Below are 19,963 nucleotides of genomic sequence, written 5' to 3'. Positions count from 1 at the left end.
GATGAATAAAGATCTTTTCGCCCAGATTGCCTTAGACCAAATTCCCAAGATATTGACCTTGCAGGATCGAAATCCCCATAGTCCCCACTATGGCTGTTTTGATCGCAACTTCTGGCAATACAAAATCATTGATTTCCCTAGCGGCATGTCCCAGGAGTTTGTTTGGCCCCTGGCGTTGGTCTATGCCCATCAACTGCCCAACAATCAATATTATCAAAAGGAATCGATTCGGAATTGGGTTGAAGCCGGGATTCTATTTGCAGCGCGTAGTGCCCATAAAGATGGCTCCTGCGATGATTATTTCCCGTTTGAGCGAGCGGGTGGGGCCGCTGCCTTTTCTCTGTTGGCCTGTGTGGAAAGCTATACCTTATTGGGATTGCAGAATGAAGAGGCTCTGCGCTTCTTTGAACTGCGAGCAGACTGGTTGGCCCATCACCATGAGAGCGGTCGACTGACCAATCACCAGGCGCTGATTGTCCTGTGTTTAGAACAGGTATCTCGGCTCCTAAAGACCTCTAAATGGGATCAGGCGAAGGCAGAACGCCTGAATCGGGTATTTGAATGGCAAAATCCCGAGGGCTGGTTTCAAGAATATGAAGGGTGCGATCCGGGCTACCACACCTTAACGATTTCCTGTCTGGCCAGAATTTACGAACTCAACCCCACAGAACAGCTGCAAACAGCTTTGAAAAAAGCAGTGGCTTTGGCAGCAGAGTTTGTCCATCCTGATGGCTCCTATGGCGGCGAATATACCAGCCGCAATACCTACAACTTTTTCCCCCACGGGTTTGAGCTGGTGGGTAAATGGTGGCCAGAAGCCCTCAATATCAATGACCGGATACTAGCTGGATTGGCTAACGGCCTGGGGTCCTGCTATGCCGATGACCATATTGTCGGCCATCACACCTGGAACTATCTGTTGGCCTGGCAGGATTATGTCCCGGCCCGTCCACCCCAAAAGCCACGTCCCCAGGGACGGTTTTGGTTACCCGAAGCCCGAGTGCTGATTGATCGGCGAGGGGATACGGAGCTGTATCTGGCCCTGAATAAAGGTGGTGTGTTTAAGTTCTTCCGCCAGGGGCAGCTTGTGGCGTCGGATACGCACCTGTCGCTGCAAGTAAAAGCGGGGGGCAAAGTTAAAAATGCCGTCGGCCATTTAGTCGGAGATTACCCCAGTTCCCTGCAGGAGGATCAAATCACGGTACAAGGGGCTTTGGGCTGGGCCAAACAGAAACAAATGACACCCCTGAATCTGATGATTTTACGGGTGGTGATGTTGACCGTGGGCCGATTCTTTCCCAACTTGATCCGCTCGCTACTGCAAAAAATGTTGATTACGGGCAAAAACAGTACTGATTTTCAGTTCAAACGTAACTTTAGCTGGCACGGAGACCACTGGGTGGTGACCGATGAGTTGCAGTCCCCATCTTGGCAGAATGTGCTGGCGATGGGCCTAGGAGGCGATCAAACCTCCATTTATGTGGTGATGAGCCGGACCTTTCAGGTGGGACAGTTACAGCCCTGACTGCCTGACAGATCTTTGTATTCCATAGCTCATAAAGCTTTGCACTGTAGAGAGCGGATACGAGAGAACCAGATTTTGTTGTAGTGTTTCTTTGAGCTTTTTAGAGGCAAAACACGGTTGCGGATCCTTGGTGAATAAGGGGACTGGCATCAACAACTCCCGTCCTTTATGGACCACCCCCTTGAGCCACCGCAATCCAATCTTGAGATAGCTAATGCCTCTGTGCCAATGGGGATCAACCTGTTGGCGTAGCCCTTTAATATGAACAGCCATCCCCTGAGCCGTGCTGTATAGCAGTGCCACAGCAGCAATCAGGTACAGCCTCTCCAGAGCATCAGCACAGCGAATTTTCGACTCTTCAAGCTCAAACACACCAGATTTACTATCGAGGAATAATTCTTCCACCCGAAACCTCAAGGCGTATTGCCACAAGGTTTGTAACGAGGGTGATTCATCTGTAATCACTGCCCATGGTTCTTTTACGCCTCGGATATTCGCCAGTACCAAATTGCACCGATAGAGGCCATCATCCCAAAGCCCGACATTACGGTAGAGGAGAGCTTCTCCTTTGGATGGCCATAACCTACGGACTTCTCTTGGACATTGACGGGGGCCATGGAGAAGGACATCACATGGGATACGCAGACAGTAATGCCAACGGCTCTGCTGTAACCAGCTCATCAGTTGATGGTTCGCGAACCCACGATCTGCTAACAACATGACATCTGGATGCTGCCGTAATAACCAACGGGCCTGACGCAATAGCGGTTGATATTCCTCAAAAGCAACCGCCGCACTCTTGTGCTCTAATACTTTCCATAACAACGGTACTGCTCTGCCACAGCAGACAACGGATACATGAATCATGCAGTATTCATTCCATAAAACCGTGGTATCCATCGCTAGGTAAAGGCGATGGGTTCGCCAGTTCTTAAGCGCTAGAAGGACCAAAGGGACATACAGTTTGTGGACATCAATGAGCGGATTGCACAGAAAGCGTTGCCAGCGACGCTCGACACTTTGGGCTTTTTTTGCTCGGCAGGGGACATAGGATTCCCAAGCAGATAAGCATAATCGTTCACTGCAGATTAAGGCGCTCACCATCCATCCCAGGGTCATGAGATGACGCAAATCTCGATAATGGCTGTGTTGACGTAAAAAGGAGAACAGTTGACGATAAATTTGGGTGGAGCCTGACATTTGAGTAACGCTGATTTGTGCTTAAATCTAGCTTCACATGTCGCTCCACTCTTTTCTCAAAGACTATGAAAATAAAGGCTTTGAGATACTTCTGTCAGGCAGTCAGGTTACAGCCTTGGCAAGACCTGACTCAGCATGTCCGAGCCTTAGGGGCAGGAGAATCCTTTAAACTGGAGCGTAAACTTTGATATGAAACGGTACAAACGCCCCATTTCCATTGCCGTTAGCGTCCTTATTCTTTGCATTATTTACTCAAAGATTGACTTCCAGGGACTGATTGAGGTTTTTCGCAATTGTGACCTGATGTGGATGGTGATCAGTCTGGGAATGGTGATTCCGCTGACGGGATTTACTTCCTGGCGATTGCAGCAGCTCATGCCGTCCGGTTCAGGGATGGGGGCAGGAGAAGCCAACAAACTCGTATTGGCGGCCAGCACCCTGAATATGGTTCTCCCTTCCAAAATGGGAGATATCGCCAAGGCGTATTTTATTCGCGATCGCGGCTATCTGAGCGGCACCCTCTCGGTCTCCCTAGTGGTGTTTGAAAAGACCTGCGATATGCTGTCGCTGTTATTCTGGTGCGCGTTTGGTCTGATCCTCTATCCCCAGAAGGATGCGTTTTTCTGGACGATGACGGCTGGGGTGGTGGCAGGGGTGACCCTGGGGCTGCTGCTATTGGGGTCTGCCCCATTTGCGAACGTCTTCTTTGGCACCTTTAGAAAAATTACCCCCAAGGGGATTAGTCGGAAGTTTAAGAGCCTGCAAGAGTCTTGGCAAGAGATGCAGCAGCATTTCTGGAAAGATCGGGTACAGCTTGCCAAGGTCTCCGGCACTTCAATTTTTATCTGGTTTCTGCACATGGTGCAGATTTGGTTTTTTACCCTAGCACTGAAGGCGACGGTTCCTTTTATTGTCAGCCTTGCTCTCTCTCCGCTGGCCATTTTGGCGGGATTATTGCCACTGACGTTCGCAGGGGTGGGCACCCGTGATGCAGCCCTGATTGCCCTCTATGCCAATTACTTTGATGAACCCACGGGGGCGGCTTTAGGGCTTCTATGTACGATGCGCTATTTTCTGCCTGCAATTGGTGGATTGCCCTTTTTGCGAACCTATTTGGCAACCCTCAAAACGCAGCAAAAAGCGGCAACGGATGGGTAGGAGACAGGGACCACAGTTTGGGCTGATGCTGTGAATGAAGAGCTACTGCGATCGCAAATCATCGATTACAGCATCAAAAATGGCTACAAGGCTGAACACTTTGCTGTTGCCAGATGCTGCGAGGGTCATGGTTTTCGGCTAGTCATGAATGAAGAGGAAGGGGTGGCCGCGCGAATCTGCACGGCCTGCGGTACCGAGCATGGTATCGGCGATAGTGATGACTATATCGACGAGGTTGAAGTTGTTTACCCCGTAACGTGCTCTTGTGGTCATAATCAGTTTGAGATTATGGCAGGGGTGGCGCTCTACCGTATGAGTGAAGATGTGCGGTGGTTCTATCTGGGCTGTGAATGTTCTGCCTGTGGACTCTCAGGTGTATATGGCGACTGGAAGAACGAATTTATCGGGTATACGAATCTTCTCAATCGTGTTTAGTCAAGAATTAGGGTAAACCAGTGAAGCTGGCACCGCCTCTAATTCCAACGTCAGATGAGTATACTTAGTAGCCTTAACAGTTTGGGACATTTGTGGCTAGCCAAGATGACTCCAAATACTTTTCATAGAATATTCGGGTTAATTCATCCAGAATATCTATTCCTTAGATGCCTTTCAACTACCTAGCAATTTTGACATCCAAATTTCATTTGAGAGAACACCTTTCACGTAGATTGAACCAATACGAACGCCTTCCTCACAATAGCCCCACTTCTTATAAAAAGAACGGGCTCGTTCATTACCTTCATAGACAAAGAATTCGATTCTAAGAATGTTATTATCAACTGCCCATTTTTCAAGTTGAAAAAATAGTTCATCTGCGATTCCCCGACCCCAATGTGTTTTAAGAATTCCAATATCTAGCCCAATGGTATGATTAGTTCTGCGCCACTTTAAGCCTTTAGCATGCAGAAATCCTATCAACTTATCTGCATCTGCTACCAACCAGAGGAATGAATTTTTCTGTAGTGCTGACTCTTTGATTACAGCTTTAACATCTTCATCGGTTCTAAAACGTTCACCCGGATCGGCACCCCAGGTATCTGTTTCACTATCAAGTCGCTCACGGAGTGATTTGTAAGCAGTGGCGTCTGAAGTGGTTGCTTGTCGAATAATCACATCGGGTCTATGGCGTACACCGTCCGTCCGCAACTGATTGTTATGTGTTTTTTTGAAGCCTGAATATATCTGCATTTATACCAACGTATATACTCTGCTTGGCATTCTCTTTCTCTGGCTCACTCAGATTGGTCATTGATAAAAATTGATCTTTGGTATTTCGTCTTATGGGGGCCTCTTGAATCTGGAGTATCGGGTTCATCGCAGGGGCTCGCCGAAATATAATTAAACGGCATGCATCTCCGACTCTACTTCCAATTTCCTCCCACCATTTTTTATCGGTTTTTCCGATAGAAGAACCAAAAATACAAATTAGATTTGCATTTTTTATCAGCTGTATACAGTAATCATCTCTTGTGTGACCTAGCTCCTGATTATGTATGGGCTTAACAATTACTTCGACAACCTCTTGTAACTGATGAAATTCTTCATTCCCAATCTGATCGACATCGTTTACTCCTAACACGGGCCTGTCATCTATGAAGCCATGAATATGCTCGATCCCCCCAAGTATTGCGGATTTATTCTCCTTTAAACCAATATTAATATTAGATATTTCTTGGCCTACAATTTTTTCAATTGTATTGGTATAGTTAAACGTTAATATATGAAGGCTTATTTTTGGATTATTATTCCATCTTTTCATCCATTCCCTGAGTATATTCTGATCCCTCTGTGGCAGATATTTCTCTGGATTTAGTAAGTCATTAATTAATACGTTGCGATCTAATTTTGAATAGTCAATCTTGTTCTGCTCTTCCTCAAGATATATACACAGCTTTTCTACGATATCAAAAATGATCATATTGACATGATCTGATGACTTTAGGCTTGAGGTATACCTCCCTAGACTAAGCTCCAAATCCGACCATGTTTCTATGTCTGATTTAATACTTTCTTTTAATTCTGTAATTACTATTTTGCCTAATGAATCTTGCTTGTCATAGAATTTATAAAAATCCTGATAACTCGTTTTTAATCCTAAATTGAGATCAAAACCATTTCCGATAATATAAACAATATTCATTTATTTTTATTCCCCCAGAATATTTTTAGAACATTTTGTATAGCCAACAAGATTCTTAAGGTAGAAAGTAAAATTACTTGTTTATATGTTATTTGGCATAATTTCGTGAATAACTCTTTATTAAGCAGACAATACATGATAGCTCAGAGACTAGGGACATTATTCAGATGCCATTCGTTTAATTCTGAGATAGGGATATTATCTGGAATTCCCCCTAAACTTCAGTAGTACTATTTGGAACTCAGATCGCAAACCATCACCCCATAACTCACACCTAAAAGCAATAATGATCTCTATCGATAAATCTTGCTGAGCGGACTTGGATGGGACTAAACGTAGTGTTGATTCACGGCATGGGCCGCACACCCCTGTCCATGCTGTACTTACAGCACCGACTCCGCAAGCTGGGCCATACTCCCCACCTATTTGGCTATTCCCCCACCTTAGAATCCTTGCAAACCGTCACAGACCGCTTAGTGCAACTGATTCAAGCCCAAATCGGTTTTCAACCCTATGCCCTGCTGGGTCATTCCCTCGGCACCATCATTATCCGCAGTGCCTATCCCCAGCTCAGCTCCCATCCACCCGCAGCCTGCTTCTTCCTTGCCCCACCGATGATGGCCTGTCAAGCCGCAAAATTCTTCTCCAAAGTCGGCCTTTATCGACTGCTCACAGGAGAAATGGGACAGTTACTGGCCCAAGCTCGTTTTATCAACCAATTAACCCTACCACCCCATACCAAAATCTATGTTGGCACGGGCGGACCTAGGGCATCGTGGCTCCCCTTTGGCAATGAATTAAACGATGGCATTCTCACGGTGGCAGAAGCCAGTGACGGACACAAAGTAGTGACCGTGCCTGCCATTCACACCTTTATTATGAATTCCACCCCAGTGTTTGAGGATATCGCCCAGTCCTTGGAGGCCCTAGCCTAAAGGCCCGCACTATTTAGGAACCACAAAGTTCACCAGCTTGCCTGGAACGACAATTACCTTTTTCACTTCCTTGCCAGCAATATACCGCTGGGCCACTTCCGACTCGCGGGCAAGCTGTTCCAAGTCTTCCCGGCTAGAGCCAGCCGGAACTTGAATGGTGCCTCGGGTTTTACCCATAATCTGAATCACTAAGGTAATCTCATCGGCCACTAGGGCTTCTTTATCCACCTGGGGCCAAGCCTGACCCAGAATCGAATCGGAATGCCCTAGGTTCTCCCATAGCTCTTCACTGATATGGGGAGCAAAGGGAGTGAGCAGCAGCAGCAAGGTTTCCACGCCTTCGGCATAGACGGGAGAGGCTTTCTCCTTGGAATCACTGAGGGCATTGCTCAGCTTCATCAACTCAGATACGGCGGTATTGAACTGATAATCGCCGTCTAAATCTTCGCTGGTTTCTTTGATGGCAATATGAACAGACCGTCGTAGCTCCTTCTCCGTTTTCGAGAGCTTGGCTTTATTCACCTTCGCTTTCTTGCCCTTGGCTTGGGCGGCATGTTCGCTCACCAGTCGCCAGACCCGATTCAGAAACCGGAATTGACCCTCCACATCCGCGCCTTCCCACTCCAGATCTTTTTCAGGAGGAGCCTTAAATAAGGTAAACAGACGAGCGGTGTCGGCTCCATACTTATTGGTGACCTCTTCTGGGGGGACACCATTGTATTTAGACTTGGACATCTTTTCGTAAAAGGCTTCCAAGGGGGCACCGGTTTCTGGATCCTTCGGATCGTCAGCATCAACATTAATAGGTGCAATATACTTGCCTGTCTCTGGATTTTTATAGGTGAGGGCTTGCACCATCCCTTGGGTGAGCAGCTTTTGGAAGGGTTCGTCGAAATTGAGAAGTTTGCGATCGCGCATCACTTTCGTAAAAAATCGCGAATACAGCAGGTGCAAAATCGCATGCTCAATCCCACCTACATATTGATCCACGGGTAGCCAATCATTGGTTTTGGCTGAATCAAAAACGGCCTTGTCATTTTTGGCATCAGGATAGCGGAGGAAATACCAAGAGGAATCGATAAAGGTATCCATGGTATCGGTTTCCCGTTTGGCATCCGCCCCGCAATTGGGACAAGCCACATTCACCCAAGACTCCAACTTGGCTAATGGCGATCCCCCTTGAGCCGAGAACTCCACATCTTCGGGCAGTTCCACAGGCAGATCGGCTTCGGGAACCGGAACGGCTCCGCAATTGGGACAGTGAATCACCGGAATTGGTACGCCCCAATAGCGTTGGCGGGAAATCAGCCAGTCCCGCAGACGATACTGGACCCTGGCCTTGCCCCAGCCTTTGGTCTCAGCTTTGGCAATAATGGCCTGCTTGCCTTCGGTGGAGACTTTGCCGTCAAATTCACCGGAGTTGACCATCAGTCCCGGTTCCGTATAGGCAGCTTCTAGGGGCGTCTCCGCATCGCCACCTTCCGGCACAATCACCGTTTGAATCGGTAGCTTATTCTGCTTTGCAAACACAAAGTCTCGGGTGTCGTGGGCAGGAACCCCCATTACCGCACCTGTTCCATACTCATACAGCACATAGTCAGCAATCCAAATGGGAATTTCTTCCCCCGTAAAGGGATTGATCGCCTTACCCCCTGTGGGAATTCCTTTTTTGGGCTTGTCCTCCGCTGTGCGATCCATTTCGCTCTCGGCCCCCACTGCCTCGATAAATTTCTCCACCGCTTTTTTCTGGGCTTTGCTGGTGACTTGGGGGGTGAGGGGATGTTCTGGAGCCAGCACCACATAGGTGACTCCATACACCGTATCAGGACGGGTGGTAAAGACGGCCACCTTGTCATCCATGCCTACAATCGGGAACTCCAGATAGGCCCCTACGGATTTGCCAATCCAGTTGGCCTGCATGGTTTTGACCCGTTCAGGCCAGCCGGTCAGTTTATCTAAGTCAGAAAGCAGTTCTTCGGCATAGTCGGTAATTTTCAGAAACCACTGGCGCAGAAGTTTGCGCTCCACTTTGGCCCCGGATCGCCAAGAGCGGCCTTCATTATCCACCTGTTCGTTAGCAAGTACGGTCTGATCCACCGGGTCCCAGTTAACGGCAGCTTCTTTTTGGTAGGCCAGTCCCATATCCAGAAATTGCAGAAAGATCCACTGGGTCCACCGATAGTAGTCAGGAGAGCAGGTGGCAATTTCCCGGCTCCAGTCAATGGAGAGTCCTAGGGGTTCTAGCTGCTTTTTCATTTGGGCCATATTGGCATAGGTCCATTCGGCGGGATGAATGCCCCGAGCGATGGCAGCGTTTTCAGCGGGTAGGCCAAAGGCGTCCCAACCCATGGGCTGGAGAACTCGGTAGCCCTGCATCCGCTTGAGGCGGGCAATGACGTCGGTGATTACATAGTTGCGGGTATGACCGACGTGTAAGCTACCCGAGGGGTAGGGAAACATGGACAAGGCATAGAATTTGGGTTTGCTGGTGTCTTCAGGAGTTGCATCTAGCCCCTGTTTGGCCCAGCTTGCTTGCCATTTGGGTTCAATCTCGGTGGGATTGTAACGGGACTCCACTACTATTACTCCTGAAGGTCTGCGTTTGCTTCACTATTCTAGAGAATATCTGGCCTAAACATTCTTTGGTTAGCAGGCTCTAAGTAGCACGACCCATCACCTTACTCTCAAGGGGTGCTACATTACACCTTGTCTTTAGTCGATAGGAGGATGCCCTAAATACTTGAGCAGGACTCAATATTATGGAGATTATATTTTTTAGTAAAATAATATTCCATTTAATTCATTAACATAGCTTTCTTTGGCATTAAAAAGTAATGAACTCGAATAAACAGTCTTAACTTGTTATCGATAACTCGCTTAAGTTTGCGTGCTTTCATAAACTGCTAATAGCTTTATGAAATTAAGTATTATTTAGAGTGAAATAAAAATATATTCTTTTTGTAGTCTCTTAAAAGCTTCATGGTGCCCAAAGTAAAAATATTTATTAGATTATTTCTATCGATAAATAACTATTTATGTTAATTTATTGCTTAGATATTATCTTCCTGATAAGTACTAGAAATACTATCAAGCAGAAAAAATCTTCAGACTAAAATATATTGTTTAGCTGATTTTATATATAGCAAGGTAAAAAAGTGAATAGAAAACAAAATTTTCAAACAATTGCCTGGTTTAATGACATACACAAACGCAATTTGCTTGATTTAACTCCTCCTTATCAAAGAAGAAGTGTTTGGAATCAAGAGTTTAAAGATTATTTTGTTGATACTTTACTTCTAAATTATCCTGCCCCAGCAATCTTCTTATATGAAGAAATAAATGATGAGGGTCTTGCCAAATATCATGTTGTTGATGGCAAACAACGCTTAACAACTATTTTTGAGTTTGTGAATGATCAATTCACAGTTTCAGACAAAGCACAAACTAGCGAACTAAGAGGAAAGTATTTTAGTGAACTTGATAAAAGAATAAAGAAAGATATTTGGTCATATCAGTTTTCAGTTGAGTATTTGCCTACAGATAATGAAGGCATTATCAATAAAATATTTGACAGAATAAACCGCAATACAGCAAAACTTTCCAATCAAGAGTTGAGGCATGCTCAATTTGATGGCCTTTTCATAACTTCATGTGAGGAAATGTCTTCATGGATGTCTAGAAATTTGCCAGAAGGATTTCCTAAGATTAGTGCTCAATCTAGGAAACAAATGAAGGATGTAGAGTTTGTTGCACATTTGTTACTATTTCTTGAAATTGGAACTAAGGGACATTCTACTCAAAGTCTCGACGAGGAGTTCTCTGCAAGAGATTTAGAATGGGATGAGAAAACAGATATCGAAGATGCATTCAAAACCACAATTAAATTTATTAATTCAATTGTAGAACTTGATAATGATGGGCGCTTAGTAAAATCTAGATTCAAAAATCAAGCTGATTTTTATTCGTTATTTGGAACTGTATCAGGTTTACTAAAAAGTGAAAACTTAGAAAAAAGTAATTCACTTCTCAACTGTTTGCTTGATTTCGCAGACGCTATAGATGATGAACAACATAGATCTACTCAAGCTGATTATGAGGAATACTATAAAGCTGCTCGTTCTGCATCCAATGATAGTGGTCCGCGTACTACTAGAATTAGAATTCTGAAGTCTATAATCAAGGAGTATTAAACATAATGTTATCCTCATGTTTAATACTACGGTATTCAGATGATATGCCAACAATATCAAGACTTCAAGATACGGCAAAAGGTATTATAAGGCCATTCTGTGAGGCAAATAAATTCTTGTTTGAAGGTCGTATAAAGTCAAGAGAATCCGTATCTGAAAAGTTAGAGACTGGAATGTATTCGAAATGGGAAGATATCAATGACTTATATGCTTGCACCATAGTTGTTAACCTTCCTAGCGATGAAGCATCAGTTCTTAAATTCATATCGGAGTCATTTGTTTTGGATGAAGATAAAACACGATATAAAGGAAAGCAAAACAAACCTGCTGATGTTTTTAGATATGATTCAACAAGAACATATTGCAAGCTCAGAAAACCTGCCCATATAGAGTCCAGCCAGGGAGCATGTCACCTTTGCAGATTGTTTTGAAATCGTTCAGGATACAAGTGTTGCCCAGAAGTCTTCATCAATGAACTCCGAAAAAGCAGCTCAACTCAAAGTCCATCTTGATGCGATAGCCCAATTACTGTACGAAGAAGCGATCCAGAGAACCTGAAGACGCTAGAAGGTATTGAGATGACGGTGCGTCAGCAATTCAGACCCATGTCAGTCCCGAACTCGGTCATTTTTATCCGCACAGCTACTGGCACAGCAGCAGGCCGCAACCGACGCCTGAAAAGCACCTTGGGCGTTCTAAGCATTACAACTCAACAGGCACAGCATCTAGCCGTTTCCCCCTATCGTCAAATCAGTCCTCATTTAGAGAATTGTTGCTTGCGCATCAGTGCCAATGTCTCCTATGCTCAAACTGCTAAAGATGTGGCTTATTTAACTGGGATTCAGGTACCAGCCAAAACCCAGCAGCGATTGGTGCATCAACAACGGTTTCCTACCCCCAGGCTCATGAAGCTTTAACCGAAGTGAGTGTAGATGGTGGCAAAGTGCGCATCCGCACCCCTTTAGGACACCCTTGTCAGTGGAAAGACTATAAAACCCTGGCAACGCATGTGGGACTCATCGCGGATTATCACAATAATGCCCGGCTCATTGACTGGACTCACCAGCAACCGTTAGCCTCTCCACTGACTTGTTTAGGGGATGGTCATGATGGCATTTGGAATATCATTCGTCAGCTGAGCATACCTGAGCAACGGCGAGAGATTCTGGACTGGTACCATCTGGTGGAAAATCTTCATAAGGTCGGTGGGTCCCTCAAACGTCTGCACCAGGCTGAGCAGCTCTTATGGCAGGGGAAGGTTGATGAAACCTTGGCTCTATTTGAGTCATTGAAGAAAAGCAGGCCCAAGTCTTTTGCAACTATGTTCGCAAACATCGGCATCGGATCGTCATTATGACTATTACCAGAGTGAGCAAATCTGCTCTATTGGGTCTGGGGCTGTTGAATCTGCTATCAAGCAGATTAGTCGCAGAGTCAAAATTTCAGGGGCGCAGTGGAATGAAAGTAATGTCCCGCAAGTGCTGGCACATCGGTGTGCTTACCTCAATGGCTTAATTGGAATGCAAAGGTGACATGCTCCCGTCCAGCCAGAGACTTTACGAAGTTTATTTTGAAGTACAAATTAGAACGATTTTTGAATACGCTTGGTCAAAGACTACTCATGCTTTAGCATATAAATCACCTGTAGTTGATTGGAAACGGCAGCGTCTAGCTGCTCAACTCAAGGCAGCAACTGAGCAAATGGAAACGCTTATTTTAGCCTTCGATCTTGCTAGTGAGCATATTACTGCTAGCTACAGCCCTGAGATTGAAGATCAAGCAAAAATATATAAACAGTTCAAAGATTTATTTGATAGAGGAAGTCTACCCACAGAGTTGGAGCCATCTGATTGGACAAGATTTTCTATTAATATCTATAAGATCTTCCAGTTGGCATCTAACCAGAAACCGACTGGAAGATCTTATAAACCTATCAATGACATAGATAAATTATTAAGTAAGATCACTAGTTATATTAACGACACTGGTAGCAATTCAGTGCCTAGGAGTATATCTTTATTTCAGCTTGTTTTTTGTATTCTTTTTTCTGGTGAAAAGATGGATCTAAAAAATAGGGATGATTATTACTTACTAGTTACTAATGAGATGAGGGATCTTTTTCCCCATCTTTACCTTCCCTGTAAAAGCTTTGATTTAGGGAGCGATTATTAGTTTTCAGACCTCAGGGCTATTTTAAGCTACTAGAAAAAAATGTTGTCGATCCGATTAGCAATTTTAGTCATGGTGGTTTTGAAATGTTAATGACCATTTAATCGCAGAATATTAATCATAGCTGACCTAACGACTCTGCACTGAAAGTACAGAGGGCTATTTATGGACTGAAAGTCCGGTTCCACTGCACTTATCCGGGTACGGACCCAAATTGTTAGCCTTTCTTGAAGATCAATCGCAATCGAACGATCTATTCACCTCGACCAACAAATCCAACTCACACATGCAGTATATCCTTGAAAAACTAGGTTGCAAACGGTCAGGAGTTATTCATGATCTTGAAGATATCGTGTACGTCAAGCGTTCAGTGCGTGCCTAAAAAATCGTTGGAGCGAGGATTGAGTGATGCCCATAAGCACAACCCGCTGGGATTCAGCCGAACATCTCAAAACAGAAGAAGATATTCAGCTATACCTAGAAGCATGTCTGGAAGAAGCCGGGGATGATCCCGCTTTAATTATTCATGCCCTAGGGGTAGTCGCTAGAGCTAAAAATATGAGTCAGCTATCCCGAGATACAGGTTTGAGTAGAGAAGGGCTGTATAAAGCGCTGTCTCCTGATGGCAACCCCACATTTTCGACGATCGCTAAAGTTACTAAAGCGCTCGGATTCAAGCTAACCATTCAGCCAACACCCTAGTTTGAGCTAAATCCATGTCTTGCCAACACCTGCACCGGAGTTCGGTAGCCATAGCCACAGCGTTCTTTTTTAGGTCTATGCCGTTATAGCTAGAAGATGAACCAAAAGATCAAAGAAAGATATCAAACAGATTTTCTCGTTCTACTCGCTGAAGAGTACGGATATAGAAGGTGGTTTTGGTTCCCTTCAATGGATGAAAAAGAACTGGAAATTTGGTGGGAGAAATTAGAGTCCGTTGACCCATATTTCATGACTCCTGAGCCATTACCGGGAGATCTGATACAAGCTGAAGACAACGATGAGTTTGAATTATTCTTTAAACTACGCGATTCCGGTAACTATTATACCGCCCATACGCATTGTGATGATGACAGTGTTCTAATAAAGCCCAATGAAACAAAAATATTTCATAAAGGGTACAAAAGTGCTTAAAGGCTATAACGTCGCGGTAAATTATTTTTATGTCAGAGTTCGAGGAATACTGATTTTGTGTCATTAATTTGCTCAAATCCTCACATTGAACAATTTTTGAGATTTACCTATCCGTCTCCTTGAACAAGTAATAGCCTAGAGATATCCTTCCCAGTGATTTATCTGTATGAGTGAGTTGCTTGAACAAGCGATTGCCCAATTAAAGACCTTGCTGACCGACAAGCAAGATGCGATCGCAACCCTGATTTTAGAAGAACTTGAAGAAGAGCAACGCTGGGATGATTCCTTCGCTCGCTCTCCAAACTTGTTGGCAAAACTGGCAGCCGACGCAATGGCAGAATATTGAGCAGGCAAGACTCAGGAATTAGACCCAGAAACGTTGTGAGGTCTAGAACCACTTCTAATTTCCGGGAAAAGTTTGCTGATCTCCCGAAGCCGATTCAAGAGTGAAAAAGATATGAATATCGGAATTTACATTTATGATAAAGCTGAGGTTCTGGATTTTTCAGGCCCGTTTGAAGTGTTCTCAACGGCAGAAAGAGTTTTAATAACAGCCGATACTTTTAGCATTTTTCTAGTGAGTGAAACAGGCGGTATAGTTTCAGCCCGTGGAAGTTATAAAGTACAGCCTCATTACAGTTTTTCAAATCATCCATCAATTGATGTTCTTGTAATCGTAGGTGGTGTTCATACTAGGGAACTCGAAAAACAACAGGTACTGAGCTGGATTAAAGAGCAATCTAAACATGCGCAACTTGTTGCTTCAATTTGCACTGGTGTATTTCTATTAGCTGAAGCTAAGGTGCTTTCTAGTCAAAAAGTGACAACGCACTGGGAAGATATTCCAGACCTGCGAACATCGTATCCAAACTTAGAAGTTATTGAAAATCAACGATGGGTAGATGAAGGCGAAGTCGTTACGTCTGCAGGTATATCTGCAGGCATTGATATGAGTCTTCACTTAGTCAGTAAACTTTACAGCCCAGAATTGGCAGAAAAAACAGCGAAACAGATGGATTATGAATGGACAAAAAACACATAGCAAGTACAGTCAGCAGGACAAAACTACGCTATGCCCCGGCTTGCCTCTGCTGTAGGCGTTAGGCGCACATGGCAGAGCATCTGATCCGACAGGCGGTCCCCGACGACATCTCGACCTTGAGCGACCTCGATCAAATCGCACGCGGTAGTCCTGACCGAAGGGCCTTCATCCAAGACGCGGTGAAAAATAATCGCGCTTGGGTCGTCGAGATTTGCACTGGCATTATCGGTTACGGAGTCATCTCCCATGGGTTCTTTGGCCGCTCGTTCATTGATCTTATCTACATTGCAGAACCGCTGCGCTCATCCGGGTACGGACCCAAATTGTTAGCCTTTCTCGAGGGCCAATCGCAATCGCACGATCTATTCACCTCGACCAACGAATCCAACTCGCACATGCAGCATGTCCTGGAGAAACTAGGCTACGAACGCTCAGGAGTCATCCATAATCTTGATCCAGGCGACCCAGAGATCGTGTATGTCAAACGTTCATTGCGCGCCTAACCAATCGTTGGAGCAGACCTGGAAATGCGTCACGCCCTTTTGCTCTGCCTCATTTCCAAACCGCTCAACTCCACCGTCAGCGATCATTGTCGACGAAATTTTTCAACGAACAAGCAATATCGGGGAATGCCTTCACCAGTTTACGGTCGGCAGTAACAAGCGGAATTGAGAAGGATTGTGCGAGCGCAACGAATTCACAATCATACGCAGAGCAAGCGCTCTTATCTGCCAGGGATAAGACATGGCTGGATTGCACACTGAATTCATTCTGATCCATCAGACTTTCCGCCTGGCTCTGGATTTCAAGAGCGGTCGGAAAGTCTACAATATCTTTACGCAGATATAAAGCAAGAATATTGCGAAACTCACTCCGCCAGAGTATGGGCGCTACCCAATGGTCATCCGTTTCGACGAGATGTTCCACATATCTCGTATTGTTATCCGCTGGCAAGAATAGATACGCAATAACATTGGTATCAACAACAATCACTCAGGGCGTCCCATCATCTTCGCATCAGCAATATCTTTAGCACTAATTTTTTTTGTTTTTACTCGTGCTCGAACGGCTCGCGCATTCGCGAGTATCTGATCTGGGGCTAGTCGATTAGGCAGTAACATTTGCTCCAGACATGCGATTAATTCGCTGTTAATGCTTCGGTGGTTGCGATTCGCAGTCTCCTTGAGCAACTCGTAGAGGTCGTCTGGAATATTCTTTAGAGTTAGATTAGCCATAAGGCATGGTTTTTTGAAAAGCGGTAAATACCATTATGGTTTCAATATGGTTCTTTTTCAATTACTGCAAAGATACTCACTCAGGCTATCAGCATAAAGTGCCGTATTTCCAAGCACCAAAGTACTCCCCATCCAGTTCCTAGATAAAATAGTGTTGAGTTTCCAAACTTGCGGGCAAAGAGTAAACCTAAATGGTACAAACACCCTCAAAAACGCTGACCTTGGCGGAGTTTCTGGAACTGCCTGAAACGAAGCCTGCAAATGAATACATTGATGGTCACATTATTCAAAAGCCAATGCCCCAAGGGAAACATAGTGTCATTCAAGGAGAACTTGTACCTGCTATCAATGGGGCCGTTAAGTCCAAGCGTACTGCTCGTGCCTTTCCTGAACTGCGCTGTACCTTTGGTAATCGTTCCATTGTTCTTGATATTGCAGTGTTTCTTTGGCACCAATTCCCCGCGATCAGAATGGGGAAATTGCCAACACCTTTTCTATCGCACCAGATTGGACCGTTGAAATCCTGTCTCCCCATCAAAGCCAAACGAAGGTCACAAAGAATATTCTCCACTGTCTGCACCACGGAACCGAAGTGGGTTGGTTAATCGACCCAGGTGAGCAAACAGTGTTTGTCTATCGCCCCAAACAAGAACCTGAAGTCTTGGATGAGCCAGATAAAGTCATTCCTGTACCCTCTTGTGCTAGTGGGTTACAGCTTACGGTAAAAGAGTTGTTTGCTTGGTTGCTGGAATAAGACTTGAACGTACCTGTGCAGTTCTCGTTCTTCAATGATTAAAAAGTAATACTATATTGGTATTACATTGATTGAGAAAGAGCCGCTCAGATGCGAGTGACCACAAAAGGACAAGTGACAATCCCTAGGAAGGTTAGAGAAATTTTAGGTATTATGCCTGAGACAGAGGTTGAATTTATCGAAGAGAACGGAAGATTTTACATCGAGAAAGTCAGTAGCCAAAGGGCAACCAAAAAATTTGAGAAGCTGAGAGGCATAGCGACAGTCAAGATGTCGACTGATGAGATTTTAGATCTCACCAGAGAACAGTCGTGAACGGCATTTTGATTGACTCATGCGTGTTGCTAGATTTATTTACGGATGATCCAAATTGGGCAGAGTGGTCAGAAAGCATTTTAGAGAGATATAGCCTCACCAACACCCTCTATATCAACTCGATTGTCTACACTGAAATATCAATGGGGTTTGAAAAAATAGAAGAATTGGAGAGCGCTATCGAAGTATTGCATTTGAAAGTTTTGGAAATGCCTCGTGAAGCATTGTTCCTAACCGGTAAGGTATTTTTGCAATATAGAAAAAATAAAGGAACGAAAACCTCACCCTTACCTGATTTCTTTATTGGTGCTCATGCTTCTGTTTCAGAATTTGACTTAATCACTAGAGATGTCAGCAAATATAAAACATACTTTCCACAGGTCGCACTGATCTATCCTTAGCCTTGAACTTTCGGAGGATAGATCAGAATTAATCGATGACATTCAGCAACCCACTCTAAAAATAAATTGTTACTGCCCAGGCTGAAGCACTGGTCTAACAGGATTGTCAGCAAAAATACTTTTGAGTGCATCCAGTACAGGGATATCTTGCTTTCTCAAAGTTGAAATATAACCGCGAATGCGGCAGAACTGCTGGGCACCTGCCAAGGAGCGAAAACATCCCGATATCTTCTGCTTCAACTTCATCATGCGGATATCGCGCTCAGCCTGATTGTTATCAAAGGCACCTGAAAATCATACATAAACGCCAAGACAGCAGCTTGGTGCTTTCGAAGTCGGTCGAGCAAGTTTTGGGTGTACTCTGCTTCTGCTTGCCTCGTTTCTTGGGTGCATTTTCATCGACGGTTGGCATTGGATTATGCTTGAATCCATCGGCTAACACTTGGCGATACCGCTGCTCAAACGCCTCGACTTGTCTCGCATCGAGAACGCTTAAGTGTTCAGCTTTTGCCCGCTCTACCTCAGCTTTGATATCTAGCAGCAGTGAGATCATCTCCTCAGCCCAAGGTTGTTTGTAGCGTTCAACAATAAATCGGAGTTCGCGCAAATGATGGGCATTGCATAAGCTATGCGTACAACCATAGCGGGCATAGCTCTTCCAACCATCATGAATACTCGTGCCCGTAAAGTTTGGCAGAATATCCATTTCGTCCATCGCTGCTGTGCCGCGTTTGGCATGGACAAAGTAGTAGGTTAATCCACTCGTACAAGCGACATGCAGCCACCACAACTTGCTGTTGACTCGCAACCCCGTCTCGTCAAAATGTCCCACAGCTGCTTGCTCAATAGCGTCTTTGATCTGGGCTTCAATCGGTTCTAATTGCTGGGCACAGGTTGTACGGGTGTTGCACAGGGTTCCTTCAGAAACCTGACAACCCAAGAGGTCTTTAAGCAGTTCACGGGTGCGCTCAAACGGCAACAGTTGAGCCTCCATCAAATACACCATCAAGCCTTTGAGATTACTGCCATACTGAACCACATTGGTGACATCGCTGGGGAATTTACCCCGGTTCAAGGTTTGACAGTGCTCACAATATTTGACTTCTGCTTGATGCTCGATGACCTGTAATGACAAGGAGGGCAGCTCATGAACCTGGCGCAGTTCATACTCAAGGACGGCGACCTCTGTTAACGAGGCACCACAGCCTTGACATTGAGTGACTGGATGTAACACTACGGCATCGACGGTTTCACGCCATTCCAAGGTACTACCGGGATGGCCTTTTTGACCCCCACTTTTACGCTTACTCTTACCCCGTAGACTTTTGGTCCGCTTCCCAAAGCCATCGCTTGAGGGTGGTTTACTACTGTTCCGACTATCTTTGCCAAGATGCTCTTCTAGTCGCTCTATCCGTTTAATAAGAAGGGTGACCAGCTCAACAACTGCATCCTCTCCTTGATGGTAGATTGCTCGAATATCAGATTCACTAATTTTCTGGTCAGAGACTTTCTTGTTCAACGAATGAGTACGGATTGACTGCTGGTGTGCTTAAAACATAGTCTCAGATAGAGTTATACCTTCATTCTCAACACAATGATTTAAGCCTGGGCAGTAACAATAAATTAATGGCAAAGCAAAATTGGCGCATCAAGATTGGCAACTTTGGGAATGTCGATAGTTAATCACAATTTGCACCTATGACTGAACTCTTCCAGCAAGCTATTGCAGAGGTTTCCAAGTTATCTGAAGAACAGTAGAATGCGA

Annotated in this window: 20 protein-coding genes and 3 pseudogenes; 16 read left to right on the top strand and 7 right to left on the bottom strand. The window is 44.9% G+C overall.

What is annotated here, in order from left to right; genetic code table 11:
* Window position 1: 1 nt before the first annotated feature.
* Complete coding sequence (locus tag ON05_RS25430) at window positions 2–1,525, top strand: hypothetical protein (protein WP_010481540.1); 1,524 nt, start codon at window positions 2–4, stop codon at window positions 1,523–1,525.
* Here ON05_RS25430 and ON05_RS25425 read toward each other — a convergent pair.
* Entirely contained in the window at window positions 1,514–2,725 is a 1,212-nt protein-coding gene (locus tag ON05_RS25425; RefSeq protein WP_262562356.1) for a transposase, read from the bottom strand. The genes ON05_RS25430 and ON05_RS25425 overlap by 12 nt on opposite strands.
* A gap of 189 nt (window positions 2,726–2,914) precedes the next feature.
* Here ON05_RS25425 and ON05_RS25420 point away from each other — a divergent pair, with 189 nt between their 5' ends.
* Together ON05_RS25420 and ON05_RS25415 are read left to right on the top strand one after the other, a co-directional pair.
* The gene (locus tag ON05_RS25420; protein ID WP_010480876.1) at window positions 2,915–3,883 is read left to right on the top strand and encodes a lysylphosphatidylglycerol synthase transmembrane domain-containing protein; all 969 of its coding nucleotides are present in this window, start codon (window positions 2,915–2,917) and stop codon (window positions 3,881–3,883) included.
* Window positions 3,884–3,913: 30 nt separating this feature from the next.
* Window positions 3,914–4,318 carry a hypothetical protein gene (locus ON05_RS25415; protein WP_010480877.1) on the top strand — a complete coding sequence of 135 codons (405 nt, stop codon included), beginning with the start codon at window positions 3,914–3,916 and terminating at the stop codon, window positions 4,316–4,318.
* A 174-nt stretch (window positions 4,319–4,492) separates the two neighbouring features.
* On the opposite strand, the gene ON05_RS25410 is transcribed toward ON05_RS25415, so the two are convergent.
* Entirely contained in the window at window positions 4,493–4,996 is a 504-nt protein-coding gene (locus ON05_RS25410; RefSeq protein ID WP_175307299.1) for a GNAT family N-acetyltransferase, read from the bottom strand.
* Between the two features lie 40 nt (window positions 4,997–5,036).
* Window positions 5,037–6,023, bottom strand: coding sequence for a bacteriophage abortive infection AbiH family protein (locus tag ON05_RS25405; protein ID WP_010480879.1), 987 nt, complete (start codon window positions 6,021–6,023; stop codon window positions 5,037–5,039).
* 323 nt (window positions 6,024–6,346) lie between these two features.
* On the opposite strand from ON05_RS25405, the gene ON05_RS25400 reads away from it, so the two are divergent.
* Window positions 6,347–6,958 (top strand): triacylglycerol lipase, encoded by a 612-nt coding sequence (locus ON05_RS25400; protein ID WP_010480880.1) that lies wholly within the window; start codon window positions 6,347–6,349, stop codon window positions 6,956–6,958.
* 9 nt (window positions 6,959–6,967) lie between these two features.
* On the opposite strand, the gene leuS is transcribed toward ON05_RS25400, so the two are convergent.
* Window positions 6,968–9,535, bottom strand: coding sequence for a leucine--tRNA ligase (gene leuS, locus ON05_RS25395; RefSeq protein WP_010480881.1), 2,568 nt, complete (start codon window positions 9,533–9,535; stop codon window positions 6,968–6,970).
* 578 nt (window positions 9,536–10,113) lie between these two features.
* On the opposite strand from leuS, the gene ON05_RS25390 reads away from it, so the two are divergent.
* From ON05_RS25390 to ON05_RS25350, 9 genes and pseudogenes are all read left to right on the top strand, one after another.
* Window positions 10,114–11,148, top strand: a complete 1,035-nt coding sequence (locus ON05_RS25390) for a DUF262 domain-containing protein (protein ID WP_010480882.1) — start codon at window positions 10,114–10,116, stop codon at window positions 11,146–11,148.
* A 44-nt stretch (window positions 11,149–11,192) separates the two neighbouring features.
* Window positions 11,193–11,579, top strand: a complete 387-nt coding sequence (locus tag ON05_RS25385; protein WP_262562355.1) for a hypothetical protein — start codon at window positions 11,193–11,195, stop codon at window positions 11,577–11,579.
* Window positions 11,580–11,619: 40 nt separating this feature from the next.
* Window positions 11,620–12,680 (top strand): annotated as a pseudogene (locus ON05_RS25380) (ISKra4 family transposase).
* Between the two features lies 1 nt (window position 12,681).
* Entirely contained in the window at window positions 12,682–13,320 is a 639-nt protein-coding gene (locus tag ON05_RS25375) for a hypothetical protein (RefSeq protein WP_262562354.1), read from the top strand.
* A 405-nt stretch (window positions 13,321–13,725) separates the two neighbouring features.
* Window positions 13,726–14,019: an addiction module antidote protein gene (locus ON05_RS25370; protein ID WP_010480885.1), complete on the top strand. Its 294-nt coding sequence runs from the start codon at window positions 13,726–13,728 to the stop codon at window positions 14,017–14,019.
* 96 nt (window positions 14,020–14,115) lie between these two features.
* Window positions 14,116–14,451 carry a hypothetical protein gene (locus ON05_RS25365; RefSeq protein WP_010480887.1) on the top strand — a complete coding sequence of 112 codons (336 nt, stop codon included), beginning with the start codon at window positions 14,116–14,118 and terminating at the stop codon, window positions 14,449–14,451.
* Window positions 14,452–14,617: 166 nt separating this feature from the next.
* Window positions 14,618–14,797, top strand: coding sequence for a hypothetical protein (locus ON05_RS25360; RefSeq protein WP_010480889.1), 180 nt, complete (start codon window positions 14,618–14,620; stop codon window positions 14,795–14,797).
* A gap of 111 nt (window positions 14,798–14,908) precedes the next feature.
* A complete protein-coding gene (locus ON05_RS25355) occupies window positions 14,909–15,493 on the top strand; it encodes a DJ-1/PfpI family protein (RefSeq protein WP_010480892.1) in 585 nt (194 codons plus the stop codon).
* Window positions 15,494–15,561: 68 nt separating this feature from the next.
* A complete protein-coding gene (locus ON05_RS25350; protein WP_010480895.1) occupies window positions 15,562–15,996 on the top strand; it encodes a GNAT family N-acetyltransferase in 435 nt (144 codons plus the stop codon).
* Window positions 15,997–16,072: 76 nt separating this feature from the next.
* On the opposite strand, the gene ON05_RS25345 is transcribed toward ON05_RS25350, so the two are convergent.
* Both ON05_RS25345 and ON05_RS25340 read right to left on the bottom strand, forming a co-directional pair.
* Window positions 16,073–16,486 (bottom strand): type II toxin-antitoxin system VapC family toxin, encoded by a 414-nt coding sequence (locus tag ON05_RS25345; RefSeq protein WP_010480896.1) that lies wholly within the window; start codon window positions 16,484–16,486, stop codon window positions 16,073–16,075.
* Window positions 16,483–16,728, bottom strand: coding sequence for a FitA-like ribbon-helix-helix domain-containing protein (locus ON05_RS25340; RefSeq protein WP_010480898.1), 246 nt, complete (start codon window positions 16,726–16,728; stop codon window positions 16,483–16,485). The genes ON05_RS25345 and ON05_RS25340 overlap by 4 nt, the downstream gene beginning before the upstream one ends.
* Window positions 16,729–16,919: 191 nt before the next feature.
* Between ON05_RS25340 and ON05_RS38735 the strand changes: the two are divergent.
* The 3 genes and pseudogenes from ON05_RS38735 to ON05_RS25325 all read left to right on the top strand — a co-directional run bounded on the left by ON05_RS38735 (window position 16,920) and on the right by ON05_RS25325 (window position 18,198).
* Window positions 16,920–17,482: pseudogene (locus ON05_RS38735) on the top strand (Uma2 family endonuclease).
* Between the two features lie 90 nt (window positions 17,483–17,572).
* Window positions 17,573–17,797 (top strand): AbrB/MazE/SpoVT family DNA-binding domain-containing protein, encoded by a 225-nt coding sequence (locus ON05_RS25330; RefSeq protein WP_010480901.1) that lies wholly within the window; start codon window positions 17,573–17,575, stop codon window positions 17,795–17,797.
* Window positions 17,794–18,198, top strand: a complete 405-nt coding sequence (locus ON05_RS25325; protein WP_010480903.1) for a type II toxin-antitoxin system VapC family toxin — start codon at window positions 17,794–17,796, stop codon at window positions 18,196–18,198. Before ON05_RS25330 ends, ON05_RS25325 begins: the two co-directional genes overlap by 4 nt.
* A 69-nt stretch (window positions 18,199–18,267) precedes the next feature.
* On the opposite strand, the pseudogene tnpC reads toward ON05_RS25325, so the two are convergent.
* A pseudogene (tnpC, locus tag ON05_RS25320) lies at window positions 18,268–19,690 on the bottom strand (IS66 family transposase).
* Window positions 19,691–19,963: the final 273 nt, after the last annotated feature.

The sequence above is a fragment of the Acaryochloris sp. CCMEE 5410 genome, from assembly GCF_000238775.2.
Taxonomy (GTDB): Bacteria; Cyanobacteriota; Cyanobacteriia; order Thermosynechococcales; family Thermosynechococcaceae; genus Acaryochloris.
Note: the sequence above shows the minus strand (reverse complement) of the source record. Positions and strands in the feature narration are given on the sequence as shown.